This is a genomic window from Shewanella sp. FeAMO (assembly GCF_053653955.1).
On record NZ_CM132201.1, the window covers coordinates 1,089,520 to 1,108,173 of the forward strand.

An 18,654-nucleotide genomic window follows, 5' to 3' on the forward strand; every position below is an offset into this window, starting at 1 on the left:
GCAGGAATGCAGTACACTGGGACCAATTGTGGCGCGAAGGCGCTCACTGCATAAAGAAGAAGGAATCGAAATGAGTCAATCCATGAAGATAGTGCTGACCCATGAGGCCCCTGCGGCCCATTGGGGCAAAGCCGATGTAACCTACAATGCTGAGCAGGCTCAGATCCACCTGCAGGGAAACGATGTTCTGCGGCAAATCCAGATGGCCGCCCGCAAGCTGCGTAACCAGGGGATCAATCAAGTGTCTTTGGTGGGAGAGGGGTGGGACCTCAACAGTCAGTGGGCCTTTGCCCAGGGCTTTGTCACTGCCAAAGGCGGACATGAGATCCAGTGGGCCGGTGATGAGGCACTCAAGGGCGCGCTGACCAGCAGGGCTTACAGCGCATCGTTTGCCCGCAGTCTTATCAATGAAACCCCGGAAAACCTGCCACCACTGAAACTGGCGCAGCAGGCTGCCAATTGGCTGGCCGAACTCGGCGGTGACAAGGTCAGCTACCGGATAGTTGAAGGGGAGGCCTTGTTGCAGGAGCAGTGGATAGGCATTCATGCGGTTGGCCGCGGCAGCGAAAGGCCACCTGCATTGCTGGAACTGGACTTCAACCCTCTGGGTGAAGATGCTCCCGTGTCCGTCGCGCTGGTAGGTAAGGGGATCACCTTTGACTCAGGCGGTTACAGCATCAAGGCTTCCGAAGGCATGCTGGGCATGAAGGCGGATATGGGCGGCGCGGCAACTGTTACTGCGGCGCTGGGGCTGGCGATTCAGAACGGTCTCGACAAGCGGGTCAAACTCTACCTCTGCTGCGCCGAGAACCTCATAAGTGGTCGTGCCTATAAGCTGGGAGACATACTGACCTACAAGAACGGCACCACGGTTGAAGTGGTCAATACCGATGCCGAGGGACGCTTGGTGCTGGCCGATGGTCTGCAGGCCGCCTGCGCCAGCGGTGCGACTCGGGTTATCGATGCCGCCACCCTGACCGGCGCCGCTGTGATGGCCGTTGGCCGCAACTATAACGCCATTTTCTCCCCCAGCCAGTCACTGCTGGCGTTGACGCAGCAAAAGGCGGCTCTAGTGGCTGAAAATGTTTGGCCTTTGCCGCTGGAGCCTTGGCATAAAGAGATGTGCCCTTCTGCCTATGCCGATACCGCCAACAGCCGCCCGGTAAAAGGTGGCGGCGCCGGTGGCGCTTCCAATGCCGCCGGTTTCCTGTGGCGTTTTGTCAATGAAGGTGTGGATTGGCTGCATATCGATCTGGCCGCCGCATTTGAAGACAATGCTTCAGCCCTTTGGGCTGCAGGCGCCACGACTCATGGTATGTTGACCATAGCCGAACTGTTGGCGGACTGAGTCATAGGGAATTAAAGCCCAAACCAAGCCGCCCACTGGGCGGCTTTTTAATGCCGGTGTATCGCTATTTTTTCAACAAAGGGAAGTGCAGGATGAAGTTACGCAAGGCAAGAAAGGAAGACGCACAAACTGCCTGGGATATCCGTAATCTGGCTATTCAGGCCGGTTGCCAGGGGTTTTACACAAAGGCAGAGCTCAGAATTTGGACCCAAGGCGAGATGCCCTCTGTCTTTATCACCATGGTGGAGAGAGACTTTTATCTAATCGAACATCAGGGAAAAATACTGGCGACCGGCATGCTGGATAACAACCGAATTGAAGCCCTGTTCGTGCATCCACAAGCCATGGGCCAAGGGCTCGGGCGTGACTTGCTCGCTCATCTCGAGTCTTTGGCGCGTGAAAGAGGCGTGACTGCGCTGACGCTGGAGTCTACCCTCAATGCCGCCGACTTCTATCGTAGCTGTGGCTTTTGCGGTGAGGGGATAAGCCAATACCACTCCCCAAGAGGTATAGTGCTCGACTGCGTGGTGATGCACAAGGCGCTTAAGTGATTCAGTCGCTTAACGGCCAACTGGCCAATATCCGGTACTCGACGCCGGTTGGAGTACTCAAAGACTCGTAGAGTTGCAGCTCGCTTGGCGTTAAATCGATAATCGGAATATGTTCGAGTTTCGGTAGGTTGCCGGCCCTTCGCATCAAGGTGATATGGGGGCGGTAATCATATTCGCTGCTATGCAGCCCAAGGTTTGTCGCCAGTTGTTGCGCCGCCCCGGCAAGCGCCATCAGTGCCGGATCCTCGGCTGTGCCGGCCAGGCAGAGTATTTTCGGCCCGGGCCAGAAACAGAGATGCTCGAGCCGCACCCGAAAGCGTTTCAAGGGCAAGCCGGGAATGGCAGCGAGTAAATCCCCATGCTGTTCTGCCGTCACCTGGCCGAGAAACGCCAGGGTAAGGTGCAGATTGGCCTCAGTCATTTTCTTGAGACCGGGGGCTGACGGTTCATCAGCTTGTTCACAAGCTTGCTGCAACGTCAGCAAGCTCACTCTTTCTGCCGTGGTTGGCGCGAATCCCAGAAATAGCCTTTTAGGCGTAATTGAGCTCATTTTTCGTTCCCGGTTAAGACCTTGGCCTATACTGTGACTTGTACCATTGTACACAGGAGTCGATTCACTCGGTGAGAATGAAAAGCAATGGTATCGGATGGATTCTTCGGATCAAAAACAGTCGTAAGGAAATGACCCCATTATGCCCGCGAGTCTTGCCAATCAATTACAACATGCTCTGGTGGATGTCTTCAGCGATTCTCCGCTGATCACCCTGGAGCAGAATGTTGATCGCGCCCTGGAGATCATCACCCGACAATTGGATTGTGACGGGGTGTTTGTGCTGGCGGCCGGTAAGACACCGGGGCGACTCAAGACCCGCAATCTCTACCTCAAACCCCAATTCAAGACTCAGCAAGCTTCCCGGGAATGGGGGCTGGGGAACATGCCTTTTTTTCGCAATCTGTTACGCCACCCCAAACTCCTGACCTTGGACAGTATTGAAGAGCTTCCCAAGGAAGCTCAGGAAGAGAAACGCTTCTTACGCCAGTGGCAGGTACGCAGCCTGTTGGTGCTGCCGCCACTGCATCTGGGAGATACCCATATCGCCGTTGGCGCCCTGCAATGCGGCGGCGAAAAGCGCTGGCAGGAAGATTTTATCAATGAACTCAGCCATGCTGCCGCCATGATAGGTTCGGCGATGGAGCTGACCCGCATCGCCTTGGCGCTGCTGGCCAGTGAGCGCAAGTATCAGGAGCTGTTCCAACAGTTACCCCTGGCTTGCGGGCAGTTGGACAGCAGTAACCAACTGACCATGATGAACCGGATAGCCAAGCAGACGCTGGTGGCCGGTGACAGCAAGGATCTGCTGGCGTTGGTGCGTGAGGATGACAAGGGGATTTTGCTCGATACCCTGGCCGTGGTACGCGATGGGGTATTGAATCAGGCTTGGTGTGAGGTTGGTTTTCTGCATGGACAGGAGCTCTGCTGGCAAAAACTCAGTTTCAGCCGCAGTAAGGCTGATAAGCGTACTTTGGTGCTGATGGCCGAGGATGTCAGTGAACGCCACAGATTGGCCAGCGAGCTGTCATTTCACGCCAATTATGATGCGCTGACCGGCCTGCCCAACCGGGTGCATTTTGAAGCCCTGCTGGCCAAAGTGCTCGGCGAGGAACAGGCGCCGCCTGTGTGTATTGCCTTTGTGGATCTGGATCAGTTTCGGGTGATCAACAATGTCAGCGGTCATATCGCGGGTGACAGGCTCTTGTGTCAGGTGGCGCAGCGGCTCAAGCAACTGGTGCGCAAGGGGGATGTGGTGGCCAGGCTCGGCGGCGATGAGTTCGGGATCCTGATGCATTTTTGCAACCCAGAGTCGGCCAAACATATTGCCGAGCGTATCTGTCAGCAGCTGTTCAATCACGAATTCAACTGGGAAAACCGCAAACACGGGGTCTCGGCCAGCATAGGCATAGCCCAGTTGGATCCGGCAGCCCAGGACATCTATACCGTCATGGGCCAGGCCGATGCCGCCTGCCGACTGGCCAAGGAGCAGGGGCGCAACGGCTGGTTACTCTACGACAGCAGCGATCCCCGCCTCAAGCGGCTCTACAGCGAAATGACCGCCTCGGTCGATGTCCTCGGTGCCCTTGCCAATGACAGATTTGAGCTCTATTTCCAGGAGATCCGCCCGCTGGAAGCTACAGATAGCGGCATGCATCTGGAGATCTTGCTGCGTATGTATCAGGAGAAGGGGGAGATGCTGTCTCCGGCGATATTTCTGCCAGCGGCCGAGCGTTATAACTTGGCGTCCAGAGTGGATCGCTGGGTGATAGATCATCTGCTGCTCTGGGGCAATAGGCATCTTGAGTTGTGGCAATCCCTGTCTTTGGTGTCGCTGAACCTTTCGGCATCCTCGCTCGAGGATGACGAGTTTATGGACTGGCTTGAGATGCGCCTGCTGGCCGAACCCGAATTGGTCGATAAGCTGTGTATCGAAATCACCGAAACTTCGGTTCTCAGCCAGCTAGAGCAGGCCCACAGGTTGATTGAGCTGCTTAAACCCCTGGGTTGTAAGCTGGCGATGGATGACTTTGGCGCCGGCTTTTCCTCTTTTGCTTACCTTAAACAGTTGGCGGTGGATTATGTGAAGATTGACGGCCAGTTTGTGCTCAATCTCTGTGAAGACAAAGCGGATCAGGCGATTATTGCCGCCATGTGCCAGTTGGGGAGGCAGATGGCGTTTCAAACTATTGCCGAGTTTGTGGAAACCGAGGCCATAGTGGCGAAACTGCAGGAGCTGGGGGTGGATTATGCTCAGGGCTACGCCATAGGCAAGCCCAGGCCCTTACTTGAGCTGAGTGAGTCCAACCGCAGTTGTGCCAATGCTTATTGATTCATACAGGCCGGCACAGACTGGCATCAGGATACCTGGTGTAGTTTGCAGGACATGCTCAGGGCCTTCCTGTTAGCCACGGCGGCTGAAACTGGTTACACTGAGCGCCTGTTTTTGTAAGCCATGCCCTGAATCTTGAACGACTTACCCATTCAATCCCTGTTGCCTCAACTGCGCCAAACCTTGGCCACTTGTCGGCAAGTTATCCTCGAGGCGCCTACCGGAGCCGGTAAATCCACCGCGCTGCCCTTGGCACTGCTCGACTGGCCGGAAATCGACGGCAAGATCCTCATGTTGGAGCCCAGACGGGTTGCGGCGCGGGCCATCGCCGGCTTTTTGGCGCGCCAAAGAGGGCAGGCACTGGGGCAAGAGGTGGGGTTCAGGGTTCGCGGTGAGAGTCAGGTCAGCGGCAACACCCGACTCGAGATCATCACCGAGGGGGTACTGACCCGCATGATCCAGCAGGACCCTGAGCTCAAGGGCGTTGCCATGATCATTTTCGATGAGATCCATGAGCGCCATCTGAGCACAGATCTCGGTCTAGCGCTGGCACTGGAAGTGCAGGCCTCATTGCGGGACGATTTACACTTGCTGGCCATGTCGGCAACGCTCGAAGGCCTGCCGTTACAAACCTTGATGCCGGATGCCAAGCTGCTTGCCAGTGAGGGCCGCAGCTACCCTGTGACTATCGCCTACAGCGCCGCTTCGGCGCAGAGGCGCAGCGGTTCGGGTTCCGGCTCTGGCATGGCACCTTGGCTTGAACATATGGGGCGGCAGTTGCTGGCGCTGCTGGACCCTCAACAGGCCAGTGCTTTGGGGGTTAGCGAAGCGCAGCAACAGGGCTCGATACTCGCCTTCCTGCCGGGACAGGGGGAAATTCAGCGCCTCAAGCACTATCTGCAATCCAGAGTTGCGGCCAATGTGCGCATTTGTCCTCTCTACGGCTCACTGAGTGCCAAAGAGCAGGATGCGGCGATTGCCCCGGCCAATGCCGGTGAGCGTAAGCTGGTGCTGTCCACCAACCTGGCGGAATCCAGTCTGACCATAGAGGGGATTACTCTGGTGGTGGACAGTGGTTACAAGCGCCAAGCCAGTTTCAACCCCCGCAGCGGCGTTACCCGTTTGGGACTCAAGCGTATCAGCCAGGCATCGGCCACTCAAAGAGCCGGGCGGGCTGGGCGCACCAGTGCGGGTTTCTGCTTAAGGCTTTGGGGCCAGGAGGAGCACGGCCGCTTGCCGCAGACGGATGAACCGGAACTCTTGCATGCCGACTTGCTCTCCATGGCCCTGGATGCGGCCTGCTGGGGTGTGCGCAGCCTCAGTGACTTGCCTTTACTGACGCCACCGGCCAGAGCCAATGAGGCGGTGGCCTGGCAGCTGTTGCAGTCGCTGCAATTGGTAGACCCGCAACGTAAGCTTACCGCCCATGGCCGCGCGGCCTATGCACTGGGGGCGCAGCCACGGTTGGCGCACATGCTGCTCCGGGCGCAGAGTTTGGGGCAGGCGCGCGGCGAACCCGAACTAGCCGGTCTGGCTTGTCTGCTGGCTGCCTTATTGGAGGCCAGAAGCCTTGCGGGTAACAACGCCGATATCATGGATAAACTTTCTCAGGCCACTCAAGGCCTTGAAGCCAGACAAGTCGGCAACTGGCTCAGACGCTTAGGGCTTAACGGCAAGGCGGCGGATTTTCTGAAATTGGCGAATCGTGCCGATTGCGCCCTGTTGTTGGCGCTGGCATTTCCTGACAGGATAGCCAAGGCAAGAGGCGTCGAGGGCTATCAGCTGGCCAATGGCAGTGGCGTGGTGCTCGATGCCAGTGACAGCCTCAGCGGCTGCGAGTTTCTGGTGGTGGCCGATTACCTGGAGACCGAGGGCCGCAGCGCCGGCCGCATCTATCTGGCGGCCGAATTACCGGCGGGGTTGCTGGAAAATGAGCTGGCCTTTCTCTGTACCTGGCAACAGCAGGCGGGCTGGGATGAGTCCAAGGGACGTTTCTTTGCCGAGCGCCAACTGCGTCTGGGGGAGATAGTACTCAAGCGGGAGGCCGAGAAAGAGGCGGATCCCAAGCTGAGGGCTCAGGCGATTATGGTGCTGCTGCGCAGTAAAGGCTTGGCACTGCTCAATATGGATGAGGATGTCAGGCAGCTCCAGTTCAGGCTGGCACTGGCAAGATCCAAAGATCCGAACCTATTTCCGGACAACAGCGATCCGGCGCTGCTGGATTCTCTCGAGGAGTGGTTGGAACCATTTTTGAGCGATATCAAGCAGCTAAAGGGATTAATGGCATTGGATATCAAGCAGCTGTTGCTCAATCGCCTCGAGTGGCAGGCGCAGCAGACACTGAATGAATGGCTGCCGAGTCATTGGAAAATGGCCACGGGCACCCGGGCACCGATCCGCTATGATGCCGGCGGTCGGGCGCTGCTGAGTGTGCGTCTGCAGGAAGCGCTGGGCATGGCCGAAAGCCCGCGGCTACTGCAAGGGGAGTTGACCGTAATCATGGAACTCTTGTCTCCGGCGCAGCGCCCTTTGGCGCTGACGGCCGATCTGGCCAGTTTTTGGCAAGGACCCTATGTCGAAGTGAAAAAAGAGATGCGTGGGCGCTACCCTAAACACCTGTGGCCCGACGACCCGGCCAATACTTTGCCGACTAAATTCACCAAGAAAAAGACCTTGAATATCCAGTAGTAAATTTTGGGATAAGCATGACCACCAAGAAAAGTACCACGAAAAAAAGTACCAGAAAAACCAGCAGCAAGAGCAAGCCGGCGCAGCAAAACCCCGGGCTATGTCGCAGGTTATGGTCGATAACCTGGAAGCTGGCCCTTATTCTGGTAGCGGCGTTGACTATCTATTGTATCTACCTGGATCAGATCATCGCCCGTAAGTTTGAAGGGCAGAAGTGGCACCTGCCGGCGCAGGTGTTCAGTCGCTCCATGGCACTCTATCCCGGGGCGGCGGTGAGCCATGCCCAGCTGATGGCCGAACTTAAGCTGCTGGGCTATCGCAAGGTGGCCAATCCGCGCCAGGTGGGGGAGTTTTCTGCCTCCAGTACCCGAATCGAGCTGTGGCGTCGCCCCTTCCTGCATCCTGAGGGTAGCCAGGCAGAGCAGCGGGTGATGATAAGTTTCGACTCCAACGGCGTCACTTCAGTGGCGCGCATGAGCGACAAACGCCAACTGGCGGTGTTTCATCTCGAACCTGTACTGCTGGACAGGATCATCGCCGGCGATGGTGAGGACAGGCTTTTTGTACCAACCGAACAGATCCCCGAAAACATAGTCGAAGCGCTTATTCTGGTGGAAGACCGCAGCTTCTATGAGCACCACGGGGTGAACCCCTTTGCCATCGCCCGTGCCCTGCTGGTCAATATCAGCGCCGGTCGCACGGTACAGGGCGGCTCTACCCTGACCCAGCAGCTGGCGAAGAACTTCTTCCTCTCCAGCGAGCGCTCCTTGATCCGTAAGGCCAGAGAGGCCTTGATGGCGCTGATTATCGATTTTCGTTACAGCAAGGATGAAATCCTCGAGGCCTATCTCAATGAGGTCTACATGGGACAGGACAAATCCAGAGCCGTGCATGGCATGGGGCTGGCATCGCAATTCTATTTTGGCCGCCCCGTAGGAGAGCTGACCCTGGCGCAGCAAGCCTTCCTGGTCGCCGCTATCAAGGGGCCATCTTACTACAACCCCTGGCGCTATCCTGACAGGGCTCAGGAGCGGCGCGATCTGGTGCTCCGGCTGTTGATGGAAGGCAGCAAAATTTCTGTCGACCAATACAAGGCGGCAGCGGAGTCGCCGCTGGGATTAAGGCGCTCGGACAAACCTGTGCACCAGAAACTGCCGGCCTTCTTTGCCGTGGTCAAACAGGAACTCAAGGATCGCTACGGTGCGGCGCTGCTGAAGCAGTCCGGTGTCAAGGTCTATACCACCTTGGACCCCATGGCACAGGAAGCCGCCGAAAACGCCGTTGAGCGAACCCTGAAGGAGCTTGGCAAGAAAGATAAAGAGTTGCAGGTAGGCATGGTGGTGACCGACAAGTACAGCGCCGGGATCGCCGCCATGGTGGGCGACAAGGTGCCGGGCTACGAGGGTTTCAACCGGGCGGTGGAAATTCGCCGTCCCATAGGTTCACTGGTCAAGCCGTTTGTTTATGCCACGGCGCTGGCTCAGGGCAGCAAGTTCAATCTCGCCAGCCCCCTCAAAGATGAGGCCATTACCCTCAAGAATGAGCAGGGCAAGACCTGGTCGCCACAGAATGTGGATCGTAAGTTCCGTGGCCAGGTGCCACTGTTGACGGCGTTCAAGAAATCGATGAATGTGCCGACCGTTAATTTGGGGATGAATGTCGGTGTCGATGCCGTGGCCGCGACGCTAAAAGAGGCCGGCTGGAATGAAGCTGTATCGGCTTATCCTTCCATGTTGCTCGGCGCCGTGAACGGTTCCCCCTTGATGGTGGCGCAGGTATATCAGACCCTGGCGGACGGTGGCCGTTATCGTCAGCTCAATGCGGTGACTGCCGTGCTGGACAGCGACAACCAGCCCCTGCCTGTGGCCAGTATGCCACGCCATGAGGCGATAACGCCTGCGGCCAACTATCTGGTGCAGTACGCCATGACCAAGGTGGTGGAGTCCGGCACGGCTTCGCGTCTAGGAGCGGCCTTCCCCGGCGTGATGCTGGCGGGCAAGACGGGCACCAGCAACGACCGCCGCGACTCCTGGTTTGCCGGGTTTGACGAGCGTAACGTTGCCGCCGTTTGGGTTGGCCGCGATGACAACGGCAAGACCCAGTTCTATGGCAGCAGTGGTGCCATGACGGTTTATCAACGCTTCCTCGCCGAGCGGCCGCCACTGGGGCTGAGGTTGCCGCCGGTCAACGGCGTGGTGCAGGGCTATTTCGACCGGGATACAGGCGCGGCGAAACAAGCCGATTGCCGTAATGTGGTGGCGGTACCTGCGCTGGCCGACAGTTATCACCCGGCGCCCAACTGCGGTGAACCTCTGCCTTGGTGGAAGCGGATCCTCGGTGGTTAACCGTGTAGAGGCTAAGGAAGGTGTGAACAAGTCCCATGTGTGCTCTGCGTCGGCTTACGGGCCTGGATGCAAGGCGTGGTTCGCAGCAAATGGCCTTAGCCCTTTGCAAGAGGCACAACACAGCAGGCAGGCCTGTAAGCCACGCCCTTCGGGGCTTTCACAGCAACCGGCTCTCTGCGTTATCCGACTTCGACAGGCCCCGGCATGCCTTCAGTCAGATGCCTTGAACGCCAATTGTTGTGCAAGCCAGAGTGCCACGAGGACTTATTCGCACCTTCCCTAATAGACACTAGATAGCAAAAAGGCCACCTCCGGGTGGCCTTTGACTTGTTTGAGAATATCGCGCTTTATCGCTATACCGTCTGATTTCAGCGGCGACGTCTGGTGACGGCGGCGACACCGGCAAAGGCCAGGAACAACCAACCCAGACTGCCGCCTTCATCTTGCTTGGCATCTTTTTCGGTAGCCAGGAAATTGATCAGATCGGTCAGTTCGCCCAAGGTGCGAATTTCTCCCAGGTTAACCAGATATTTGTCGTTTACCACGAAGCTTGGCACGCTCTGGATGGCAAATTCATTCTGCTGCTTACGCCACAGGGCGATGACATCATTGATTTTCTTGCTGTCGGCCAAGGCATCGTACTGGCTGACATCGACGCCGTTGGCGGCAAACAATTGCTTGATATCGTCGCGGCTATTGATGGCAGAGGTGTGCTTGTGTCCAGGGGCGGAATGGTCATGGCCATGGGCCCCTTCCTCGCCCTGAATGGCGGCAAACATAGGATGAACCAGCTTATCAGTCGCGCCCAGCTCCTGCATGATGGCCAGAGACTTCATCACCTCAGTGCCCAGATCGCTGTTCATAAAGTCGACATGCTTGCTGTCAAAGCTGACTTCTTTATTGAGACCAGCCTTGATGTCCGGCAGATACTGGGTTTCCATGCTGAAGCAGTTATGACAATAGAAAGAGTAGAACTCGGTGAGTTTGGGTTCTTCACTGCCTTTCTTGGCTATCTGGGTATAGTGTTTACCTTCGATAAAGTCGGCGGCGTTGGCGGCCAGCGGGATCAGGGTAAGTGCCATTGCGGCAACCAGTGGCTTGAGCAAAATAATCTCCTCAGAATTGACCGGGCGCAGCGCCCTTTGCTGTCAGGTTAATGTGACTGGCTTAATTATGACTTAAGCGTCGGCACCTTTGGCGGCCATTTCTGTGAGCGAGGCTAAGCTTTGACGGTTTGCCTGGTTATTCAACCTCGCAGGGCTTGCCAGGCTTCGCAGATCTGTCTGAATTTGGCGGCATCACCACCTTGCCTGTCCGGGTGCCACTTCAGCGCCAGTTTACGCCACTGGCGACGGATCTCCTTGTCGCTGGCGTCGGCTTCCAGCTCCAATACCCGCAGTGCCTCTCGTTGGGCAAAACGGCCGGGACGCACGCCAATATAATCCTGATAACTGTTCCAGAAGGACTCCAGCATCTCACGAACAACATTGACGCAGGTGTCGTAGTTGTTCCAGTCGAGGTAGTAGTCTCTAAGCGCTGAGTCACCCTGTTGCAGTTGCAGCACATTGGCCGGTGGGATCCGCAGCAATATGATATCCATGGCCTGTACCTGCAGCCATTGGCCCGGCAACAGCATGTGTTGCAGTTCATAGAGGGCATTCATCAACAGGAAGTTGCGTTTGAACAGATCTTTCTCGGGCAGAGGATCCAAGTCGTGCATCAGTCCCTGCTGTTGTAATTCGGTGGCGAGGTGATGCACCTTCCAGGAGCGGTTGCTGCGTTTGAGCAAGCTGAGCAGCGGCCAGATAAGCGGGTTATCGCCCTTGAGTCGGGTCGGCTTGACCTCAGTGGTCTCTGGCTGGGCCAGCGCGGGTTTGGCAAGCAGCATGGTAGCAATCATTCATCCTGAACTGACGATAAAATCTACTATGCCACAGGTGTCCGTGGGTGCAAGGTGAAAATAATGGAACCCGGCGTGGAGCCGGGTTCTGAAAGGGATGATGCAAACTCGTTCCTCGTTAGATCTTGGTAAACAGCTCTTCCTGAGGCAGGCGAGATTTGGGCAACTTGGCGTTGAAGTCAGACTCGTCATGGTAGCCAAGAGCCACAACCACGCTGGCGGTCAGGCCCTGTTCTCTCAGACCCAAAACCTGATTGAGTTTGCTGGCATCGAAGCCTTCAATAGGGGTTGCATCTATGTCCAATACGCTGGCGCCCAGCAGTAGAGTACCCAGCGCCAGATAGGTTTGTTTCTCCATCCAGTGCTGCAGATCCTTAAGTTCGAACTTGTGCATATTGGTGAAGAAAGAGCGGCCGTTGTGTTGGCCTTGCTTGGCGTTTTCGTCGGCGAAGCGGCCATCGGCATCTTCTTGCTCAAGCAGACGCAGCAGATGGGCTTCGTCCATGTTGTTGCGGGTACAGAGTACTACCACGTGGGAAGCGTTGAGGATCTTTGGCGTGTTGAAGCCATAGTCTGCAGTAGACTCGGCAATTTTGGCTTTGCCTTCATCTGTCGCGGCCAGTACAAAGTGCCATGGCTGGGAGTTCACCGAGGAGGGGCTGAACTGCAGCAGACTCTGCAGATCTTCAATTTTATCCTGGGGGATCTTCTTGTTGGGATCAAAAGCCTTGGTGGTATAGCGCTTTTTGGCAAGGTATGTCAGATCTGTCATGTCACTGCTCCGGACAAATGAGGCTGAAATTGTTTTGGCATTCTACGATCTCTGTTGCGCTTTACAACAGTGTTTCTGCTGCAAGCTATATCAAAAATAAATTGAAAGTACGCTGGTGGGGAACCACCTCTCGGTGCCAACAAGATTGCGTTTGCATGTTTGTTGGCTATTAAATTGCGTTTGCTGTATATCTTGGTTAATATATGGACAGGTTTATGGCGGAGCAGCAAAGATGAATACCCTAGAGAAAGCCAATGCAGCCGAGGTATTATTCAAGGCGTTTTCCAATGCTTGCAGCGAGTTACAACTTACCCAGGCCGAGGCCAGCCGTATCATAGGTGTTAATCCCAGCACCTTGAGCCGTAACAGCGGCAAGGGGTTTAAACCCGATTCCAAGCAGGGGGAGCTGCAGTTGCAGCTTATCCGCCTGTATCGCTCGTTGTATGCCATAGCGGGTGGTGAAAAAGCCTTTATGCGTCACTGGCTCAACAGCCCCAACAAGGCGCTGAATGGGACCCCCAAGACTTTATTGCAAACCGTGGTTGGCCTGGTGAGTGTTAACCAATATCTGGATGCGATGCGAGGCAAGGTCTGACAGCCATAGCCGGTGACAGGAGACAAATAACTGAAAATGGATTTTAGCGCGTTAGAGCCGCAGGACTTTTTCCCTCGCCCCTACCTTGGCCGCGGTTATCGCCTGGTCGAGTCCCAGGAAGAAGCCGCCACCCTGAGCCTGGTGGATGATTTTGACGAACAGATGCTGCTTGAGTCTCTGCTCGATGAGGTTAAACCGCCTTACCGAAGTGGAACAGAGCACTTGCATTATCTGCTCAAGACCCCGTTTCGTTATCCGCCGCTGCGCCATGGCTCGCGCTTTGGCAGTATCACAATGGAAAGCTTCTTTTATGCCAGTGAATCCTGGCAGACCTGTTTGGCCGAAGTTGCTTACTATCGTTTTGTCTTTATGGCAGACATGCTGGAGCCTTATCTGGAGCCGCTGCGCTCTGAGCATATGCTGTACTCTGTGGATATCAATGCCCGCGATTGTGCCGACCTGACGCTATTGCAGGGGCAGGAAGTGCAGCAGCAACTGACTCACAAGTCGAACTATACCTATACCCAGGCTATGGGGGCCTGGCTGCTGCAACAGCAGGCGCAGATGATCCGCTACACTTCGGCCAGAGCCGAAGAGGGCGTTAATCTGGCGCTGCACGATCCTTTGGTATTGCAATCAACCGAGCCGCAGGAGTGTGAATACTGGATCTGCCAAAGCTCGGCCGCCAAGGTGGCTTTCAGTCGTCGTAATAGCCGTAGCATGCCATTGACCTGGTTTTTAAAAGACTTTTTGCAGGACGGGCAGTTGCCGCGTCCTGCCTGAGTGCAGAACTTAGTCAGGATTGCGTGGTGATAAACAGCGGGTTGGAATAGAACCAGAGATCGCCGTAGTTACGCTCATTGATGTCGTTGTACCATTGCTGCACCTGCTCCCCTTCGGCCTGTGGCAACACCTCTGAACGCAGAGGTGTGCCCTTGTTGGTCAAGCCGCTGACGTTGTAATCCAGGTTAGTACCACGCAGGCGGAAATACTGCTTGCCATCGGCGATAAAGCTGAAGCTCATGTTGTAGAAGCCATCGCTGTCTTTTTGCCAGTCGGCCTGGGTGAATGACTTGATCACCCGGGTGCTGTCGTTGGTTTCCTTTTGCCAGGCAGCCGTTCCCGGCTTGGCCCGCTCACCGATATCGCCGGCAATCAAATCGATATGATGTACTCCCGGATTAATGCCGGCGTAGTGTTCATTGCCGATATCGCTTTCCTTGTTATTCAGCTCAGGGCTGCGGAACCTGATTTTGATAGTGACCTTGTCACCGGCCTTGGCGCTCAAGGTTTGTCCCATAGTGATGGTTTGATCACCTGTATTCATCTGGAAATCCAGCCCATCGATGAGATCGCCAAATACCGCAAAGCTGTTCCCCGAGCGTAGCCCTTCCAGCAGGGCCTGGGTGCCTTCACCCTCAACCCAGGTGTAATTCTTGGCGTATTCGCCGGGATAATAACTGCTGGCGTAAGGTGGCCTGGTCTTGAAGTGAATATCCGAGTTGCCCATGTTCCAAATCCTGCGCCCTTCGCCCAGCAGCGCATCCCACCAACCGCCGACTTCGGCCACGACGGGATCGACACCGCCGTAAACACCGCTCGATCTGTCACCGTAGTCACCGCGGTTGCCACTGAACTGGCCGCCAACCATGCCTTCCACCAGGAAGAAGACCTCAGGCGCGGCATCGTGAAGCTCCCTGACTTCGGCTATGGTGTAGCTGTCGAGATAGCGTCTGGGGTGATTGAGCATGCCGTAGCTCTGTTTGGGGAAGTGTTGCTGCAGCCAGGCGAGCGCCGCTACGGCATCTGCATGGGTTTGATTCTGACGCTTGACGCCGGCGGCCTCCCAGGCGGCGAGATCTTCGGCTGCGAAATCCTCCGGCTCATTCTTGGCGCTGAAGCTGTACTCAAAGGTTTTAATCGCATCCAGAGTCTGCTGTTCATCGGCCAAGATGGCGATATTGAAGTGTTCATGAGTCGGCATATCCCACTCAAAGCCGGAGTAAACCAACTTGCCCGGGTAGTTGGGCATCAGGCTGGCGAGTCCGGGTTTTTCGTAGCGGGTGAGGGCATCATAGAAGAGAATGCCGCCTAGATCGTTATCTTCATTGTCCTGGCTGTTGTTGCGCATATGGTTGGTCAGGCTCATATAATCCAGACCAAAGTCCTCGAAGCCCCACTTGAGAATATCGGCCTGGGTCTCTCTGGCATCCTGGGAAACCGCAGTGTGAACATGAAGATCGCCTTTGAGCCAGCGACCCGTTACCGGCTCGGGAGTTTGAGTGTCGTTATCTGAGTTACAGCCGGCCAGCAGGGCCAGAGACAGCAGTGACAATGCTGCGACTTGATGGGATTGACGCACGAATAACCTCTCTATATTGGGCGTTTGGGAAAGCACCCAACATAGAGAACAAAGATGGCAGATTTATGGCACTTTTGTACTAAAAAGTTACCCTGTGATCAGCGCAGCACCTTGGCAAGGAAGCCTTGAGTACGGGGATTTTGCGGCGCATTGAAGATCTGCTCCGGCGTGCCCGCTTCCTGGATCACTCCTTCATCCATGAAGATCACCCTGTCAGACACCTCGCGGGCGAATCCCATTTCGTGAGTGACTATCACCATGGTCATGCCGTCGCGAGCCAAAGATTGCATCACGTCCAGCACATCGCCGACCATTTCCGGATCCAGCGCCGAAGTGGGTTCGTCAAACAGCATCAGTTCGGGAGACATGGTCAGGGCTCTGGCAATGGCCACCCTCTGTTTCTGGCCGCCGGACAGACTGGATGGATAGGCATCTTTCTTATCTGCCAGGCCAACCTTACCCAGCAGTCCCAAAGCCTTGGCTTCGGCCTCGGCCGAACTCATCAACCCCAGCTTGACCGGTGCCAGCGTCAGGTTGGCCAACACTGTCTTGTGGGGAAACAGGTTAAAGTGCTGGAATACCATGCCCACTTTCTGTCTGAGCTTGTCGACACAGGCCCCCGGAGCCGTTATCGATTCACCGGCTATCCGTATTTCGCCTTCAGTCGGTTGCTCCAAAAGGTTGATACAGCGAAGAAAAGTACTCTTGCCACTACCACTTGGGCCTATGATACTGACCACTTCTCCCTTGGCGATATGCTGATCTATGCCCTTGAGTACTTCCAGTTTGCCGTAGTACTTATGCAGGTTGGTTATCTCAATCACTTTGTTTCAGCCTCGTTTCAAACTTACCCAACAGCCAGGTGAAGCTGTAGGTCAACAACAGATAGATAAGGGCACAAGTCAGCAGCGGCACCACATCTTCAAAGGTTCGGCTGCGGATGATTTCACCGGCACGCATCAGATCCACACCACCGATAAAGCCGATGACGGCCGTTTCTTTCAAAAGCACGATAAATTCATTGCCGAGCGCCGGCAGAATATTCTTGATTGCCTGCGGCAACACCACCTCACGCATGGTCAGTGAATGGCTCATCCCCAGAGAGCGGGCGGCCTCGGCCTGGCCCTTGTCGACCGCCTGGATGCCGGCACGGATGATCTCACTGATATAGGCGCCACTGTTGAGGCCAAAGGCGATGATGGCGGCGGTCACCTTGTCGACATCCATGGCGGCCAACACGATAAAGTAGAGGATTACCAGTTGAACCACCACAGGGGTACCGCGGATCACCCCGACATACAGCTTGGCCGGCCAGCGCAGATACCAGCGCTCGGACATGCCCATCAAGGTGGTGAGCACCCCGAGAATGGCGCCGAGGATCATGGCGAAGAAGGTCACAGTCAAGGTGACCTTGAGGCCGTTTAGGATCAGCAAAATACCGATCATGCCGTCTTCCCCTATGGGGGTAAACAGCGAAGAGATTATTGCATCCATCTAAGATTACTTCTGATACTTTTCAAGGAGTTGTTGGTATTCACCTGAGCTTTGCAGCCGTGACAGGGTGGCATTGATCTGGCCGAGCAGTTCGGGTTTATTCTTGGAGACTGCAATACCGTAAAACTCGGGTGAGAAGTCGATATCCAGTTGTTTGAGAGTGGGGTTCTTGGCCAGATAAGTGGCCGCCGGTTGGCTGTCGAACAGTACCAGGTCTACCTTGTGGTTTTTCAGCTCCATAAAGGCTTCAAAACCCGTATTGAAGGCCACGACTTCGGCCTTGAGTTCCTTGGCCATGATGTCGCCGGTAGAGCCCAGCTGCACCGCAATCTTCTTGCCGGCAAGATCCGCCGGAGTGTTGAATATCTGGCTGTCCTGATTGACTATCACCACTTGGGTGGCTTCGTAGTAAGGCGTGGAGAAGTTGACGCTCTTTTGCCGCTCATCCGTGATTGTCATGCCGGAGGCGATAAAATCGATTTTGCCTGAGTTCAGCGCCACTATCAGAGAGTCGAACTTGAGGTTTTCTACCTTGAGAGTTTTACCGGCGTCGGCGGCAATCGCCTTGGCAATATCGATATCCAGCCCTTTTACCTCATCACCATTGGCGCCCCCCATATATTCAAATGGAGGGAAGGCAGCATTGGTACCGACGACCAGTACATCTTGATCTTTACCGCAGCCGGTCAACAGCAAAGCCGTGACAGTGGCCAGAAGCAGGGATTTTTTCATCATTGAAGATACTCTTGAAGAACCGTATGGCTGGCACTATAGCCAGTTCTAACGCATCAATCAATAACTAATCATAAAAAATGACTAATTATTCACTTGCTGGTTTTGTCTTGTTAGAAAATCTTTGTTAATTAGTTTGTTATTTATTAATTGAACATGCTTAAGTGAATAAAGTAGATATTGCTCAACTAGAGCTGAGCGACTGGAGAAGATTTTTTGTCGCCTGAGACACAAGAATGTGCATTTGGCACAGCGCCAAAGAAAAATTTGTTATAAAATGCGCGCCCAAAATCCTCTGCCTGCCTACAATGGTGGAAGCCACTCCGGATTTTGGAACCGGCCTCCAATTCAGTACCTGCCAAAAGCAGACAGCGAAGCACACAAAATAGAACAAGATGGGGTCGCATACCTATGACAGAAAAACGCTTTATTACCGCACAGGAATTGCTGGAGGACTCATTTCGTCTGGCAGCACAGGTCTATGACAGTGGCTTTCGGCCACAGTTTATTGTTGGGATCTGGCGTGGCGGCGCCCCAATAGGGATTGCGGTACAGGAGTTTTTCGACTTCAAAAAAGTGGAGACCGACCATATTGCGGTGCGTACTTCATCCTACTACGGCATAGGCACAGACAAGCAGAGCAAGGAGATCAAGGTTCATGGTCTGCACTACATTGTTGAAAATGCCAATGCCGATGATGGTTTGCTGATTGTTGATGATGTTTTTGACTCCGGCCGCAGTATCTTTGCACTGAAGGAGAAACTCGGTCAGCTGATGCGACTGAACATGCCCAAGGATATCCGTATCGCTTGTCCTTACTACAAGCCACAAAACACTGCGGTGCCACTGAAGCCTGACTACTATATCCATGCCTCGGATGAATGGTTGGTATTCCCCCATGAAGTTTCCGGTTTGAGCCCGCAAGAGCTGGCTGAAGGTAAGGGCGATTTGAGAAATATCAAAGAGTTGTTCCTCTGATAAAGGG

Annotated in this window: 16 protein-coding genes; 8 read left to right on the top strand and 8 right to left on the bottom strand. The window is 55.2% G+C overall.

What is annotated here, in order from left to right; genetic code table 11:
* Positions 1–70 precede the first annotated feature (70 nt).
* Both pepB and ACWAU4_RS04880 read left to right on the top strand, forming a co-directional pair.
* Positions 71–1,348 carry an aminopeptidase PepB gene (pepB, locus tag ACWAU4_RS04875; protein ID WP_208125583.1) on the top strand — a complete coding sequence of 426 codons (1,278 nt, stop codon included), beginning with the start codon at positions 71–73 and terminating at the stop codon, positions 1,346–1,348.
* Positions 1,349–1,440: 92 nt separating this feature from the next.
* A complete protein-coding gene (locus ACWAU4_RS04880) occupies positions 1,441–1,899 on the top strand; it encodes a GNAT family N-acetyltransferase (RefSeq protein ID WP_208125584.1) in 459 nt (152 codons plus the stop codon).
* Between the two features lies 1 nt (position 1,900).
* On the opposite strand, the gene thpR is transcribed toward ACWAU4_RS04880, so the two are convergent.
* Positions 1,901–2,449, bottom strand: coding sequence for an RNA 2',3'-cyclic phosphodiesterase (gene thpR / locus ACWAU4_RS04885; RefSeq protein WP_208125585.1), 549 nt, complete (start codon positions 2,447–2,449; stop codon positions 1,901–1,903).
* A gap of 142 nt (positions 2,450–2,591) precedes the next feature.
* Between thpR and ACWAU4_RS04890 the strand changes: the two genes are divergently transcribed.
* From ACWAU4_RS04890 to mrcB, 3 genes are all read left to right on the top strand, one after another.
* Positions 2,592–4,781: a putative bifunctional diguanylate cyclase/phosphodiesterase gene (locus tag ACWAU4_RS04890; protein ID WP_208125586.1), complete on the top strand. Its 2,190-nt coding sequence runs from the start codon at positions 2,592–2,594 to the stop codon at positions 4,779–4,781.
* A 135-nt stretch (positions 4,782–4,916) separates the two neighbouring features.
* Positions 4,917–7,469 carry an ATP-dependent helicase HrpB gene (gene hrpB, locus ACWAU4_RS04895; RefSeq protein WP_208193994.1) on the top strand — a complete coding sequence of 851 codons (2,553 nt, stop codon included), beginning with the start codon at positions 4,917–4,919 and terminating at the stop codon, positions 7,467–7,469.
* 17 nt (positions 7,470–7,486) lie between these two features.
* Positions 7,487–9,814, top strand: coding sequence for a penicillin-binding protein 1B (mrcB, locus tag ACWAU4_RS04900; protein WP_109248964.1), 2,328 nt, complete (start codon positions 7,487–7,489; stop codon positions 9,812–9,814).
* Between the two features lie 368 nt (positions 9,815–10,182).
* On the opposite strand, the gene ACWAU4_RS04905 is transcribed toward mrcB, so the two are convergent.
* From ACWAU4_RS04905 to ACWAU4_RS04915, 3 genes are all read right to left on the bottom strand, one after another.
* Positions 10,183–10,920, bottom strand: a complete 738-nt coding sequence (locus ACWAU4_RS04905; RefSeq protein WP_123115805.1) for a DsbA family protein — start codon at positions 10,918–10,920, stop codon at positions 10,183–10,185.
* Between the two features lie 140 nt (positions 10,921–11,060).
* The gene (locus tag ACWAU4_RS04910) at positions 11,061–11,702 is read right to left on the bottom strand and encodes a DNA-J related domain-containing protein (RefSeq protein ID WP_025886966.1); all 642 of its coding nucleotides are present in this window, start codon (positions 11,700–11,702) and stop codon (positions 11,061–11,063) included.
* A gap of 130 nt (positions 11,703–11,832) precedes the next feature.
* Positions 11,833–12,486 carry an oxygen-insensitive NAD(P)H nitroreductase gene (locus ACWAU4_RS04915; RefSeq protein ID WP_025886967.1) on the bottom strand — a complete coding sequence of 218 codons (654 nt, stop codon included), beginning with the start codon at positions 12,484–12,486 and terminating at the stop codon, positions 11,833–11,835.
* 232 nt (positions 12,487–12,718) lie between these two features.
* Here ACWAU4_RS04915 and ACWAU4_RS04920 point away from each other — a divergent pair, with 232 nt between their 5' ends.
* Both ACWAU4_RS04920 and ACWAU4_RS04925 read left to right on the top strand, forming a co-directional pair.
* Positions 12,719–13,081 carry an MbcA/ParS/Xre antitoxin family protein gene (locus ACWAU4_RS04920; RefSeq protein ID WP_025011540.1) on the top strand — a complete coding sequence of 121 codons (363 nt, stop codon included), beginning with the start codon at positions 12,719–12,721 and terminating at the stop codon, positions 13,079–13,081.
* Between the two features lie 36 nt (positions 13,082–13,117).
* Entirely contained in the window at positions 13,118–13,864 is a 747-nt protein-coding gene (locus ACWAU4_RS04925; protein ID WP_045283715.1) for an RES family NAD+ phosphorylase, read from the top strand.
* Positions 13,865–13,877: 13 nt separating this feature from the next.
* Here ACWAU4_RS04925 and ACWAU4_RS04930 read toward each other — a convergent pair whose 3' ends face one another.
* The 4 genes from ACWAU4_RS04930 to ACWAU4_RS04945 form a co-directional block, all read right to left on the bottom strand.
* Positions 13,878–15,443, bottom strand: a complete 1,566-nt coding sequence (locus ACWAU4_RS04930) for a CehA/McbA family metallohydrolase domain-containing protein (protein WP_208125588.1) — start codon at positions 15,441–15,443, stop codon at positions 13,878–13,880.
* Between the two features lie 98 nt (positions 15,444–15,541).
* Positions 15,542–16,267: an amino acid ABC transporter ATP-binding protein gene (locus tag ACWAU4_RS04935; RefSeq protein WP_025886969.1), complete on the bottom strand. Its 726-nt coding sequence runs from the start codon at positions 16,265–16,267 to the stop codon at positions 15,542–15,544.
* The gene (locus tag ACWAU4_RS04940; protein WP_208125589.1) at positions 16,260–16,937 is read right to left on the bottom strand and encodes an amino acid ABC transporter permease; all 678 of its coding nucleotides are present in this window, start codon (positions 16,935–16,937) and stop codon (positions 16,260–16,262) included. The genes ACWAU4_RS04935 and ACWAU4_RS04940 overlap by 8 nt, the downstream gene beginning before the upstream one ends.
* A gap of 6 nt (positions 16,938–16,943) precedes the next feature.
* A complete protein-coding gene (locus tag ACWAU4_RS04945) occupies positions 16,944–17,669 on the bottom strand; it encodes a basic amino acid ABC transporter substrate-binding protein (protein WP_208126095.1) in 726 nt (241 codons plus the stop codon).
* 411 nt (positions 17,670–18,080) lie between these two features.
* Between ACWAU4_RS04945 and ACWAU4_RS04950 the strand changes: the two genes are divergently transcribed.
* The gene (locus ACWAU4_RS04950) at positions 18,081–18,647 is read left to right on the top strand and encodes a phosphoribosyltransferase (protein WP_025011535.1); all 567 of its coding nucleotides are present in this window, start codon (positions 18,081–18,083) and stop codon (positions 18,645–18,647) included.
* Positions 18,648–18,654 lie beyond the last annotated feature (7 nt).

Coding starts and splice junctions, on each gene's coding strand:
- ACWAU4_RS04950 (WP_025011535.1), top strand. CDS start 18,081: ATGACAGAAAAACGCTTTATTACCGCACAGGAATTGCTGGAGGACTCA.
- mrcB (WP_109248964.1), top strand. CDS start 7,487: ATGACCACCAAGAAAAGTACCACGAAAAAAAGTACCAGAAAAACCAGC.
- ACWAU4_RS04880 (WP_208125584.1), top strand. CDS start 1,441: ATGAAGTTACGCAAGGCAAGAAAGGAAGACGCACAAACTGCCTGGGAT.
- ACWAU4_RS04920 (WP_025011540.1), top strand. CDS start 12,719: ATGAATACCCTAGAGAAAGCCAATGCAGCCGAGGTATTATTCAAGGCG.
- pepB (WP_208125583.1), top strand. CDS start 71: ATGAGTCAATCCATGAAGATAGTGCTGACCCATGAGGCCCCTGCGGCC.
- ACWAU4_RS04890 (WP_208125586.1), top strand. CDS start 2,592: ATGCCCGCGAGTCTTGCCAATCAATTACAACATGCTCTGGTGGATGTC.
- thpR (WP_208125585.1), bottom strand. CDS start 2,449: ATGAGCTCAATTACGCCTAAAAGGCTATTTCTGGGATTCGCGCCAACC.
- ACWAU4_RS04915 (WP_025886967.1), bottom strand. CDS start 12,486: ATGACAGATCTGACATACCTTGCCAAAAAGCGCTATACCACCAAGGCT.
- ACWAU4_RS04940 (WP_208125589.1), bottom strand. CDS start 16,937: ATGGATGCAATAATCTCTTCGCTGTTTACCCCCATAGGGGAAGACGGC.
- ACWAU4_RS04925 (WP_045283715.1), top strand. CDS start 13,118: ATGGATTTTAGCGCGTTAGAGCCGCAGGACTTTTTCCCTCGCCCCTAC.
- ACWAU4_RS04910 (WP_025886966.1), bottom strand. CDS start 11,702: ATGCTGCTTGCCAAACCCGCGCTGGCCCAGCCAGAGACCACTGAGGTC.
- ACWAU4_RS04945 (WP_208126095.1), bottom strand. CDS start 17,669: ATGAAAAAATCCCTGCTTCTGGCCACTGTCACGGCTTTGCTGTTGACC.